The organism is Parasutterella secunda, assembly GCF_023336895.1.
GTDB lineage: Bacteria > Pseudomonadota > Gammaproteobacteria > Burkholderiales > Burkholderiaceae_F > Aphodousia > Aphodousia faecalis.
Genome location: NZ_JAMBLT010000030.1, coordinates 1 through 581 on the forward strand (window position 1 = coordinate 1; position 581 = coordinate 581).

The 581-nt window shown below is 44.8% G+C and carries 1 protein-coding gene; it reads right to left on the reverse strand.

The features are described from left to right. Window positions 1-532: RNA-guided endonuclease InsQ/TnpB family protein (locus M3080_RS09155; protein WP_249092819.1), on the reverse strand; the 532-nt coding region annotated here is incomplete at its 3' end. Window positions 533-581 lie beyond the last annotated feature (49 nt).

Genomic DNA, 581 nt, shown 5'->3' on the forward strand with positions numbered 1-581 from the left:
TTTTGCTTAAATCCAACGCGACTTTATTGATAAAGTCCTGACGTATGTTGCCGATCCGTTGATGCAGTTTCGCAACTTCCCTTTGAGCCTTTCTCCAATTACTGCTGAATTTCTCCTTTCGGGACAATGCTCTTTGCAATTGCACTAATTTTTTCAAATGTTTTTTCAACGCGTTGCAAGGCGAAATCTGTGTTCCGTCCGTGAGCGTGCAAAACCACACCACCCCCATATCCATCCCAACTTCATCGCCTTGGTGTACGGGAACTTCTTTTTCGTATTCTGTTTGAATAGAGACGTACCAGCCGTCGGCCTTACGAATAACAGTGATATTTTTCGCTTTGCCTTCAATGTATCGGCTGCGTCTGTACTTCACAAAGCCGATCCCGGGTAAATAAATCTGCTTGCCGGTTTCATCAATTTTGAATCCTTGCGGATAGCGAAAGGCGTCGTTTGCCCCGTACTTTCGATGGAAAACGGGATAAGCAGTTCTTCCTGAAAAGAAATTGCAATAAGCTCGAGACAGATCCTTCATTGATTGCTGCAGGCACTGGGAATAGCATTCTGAGAGCCACAACATTTCC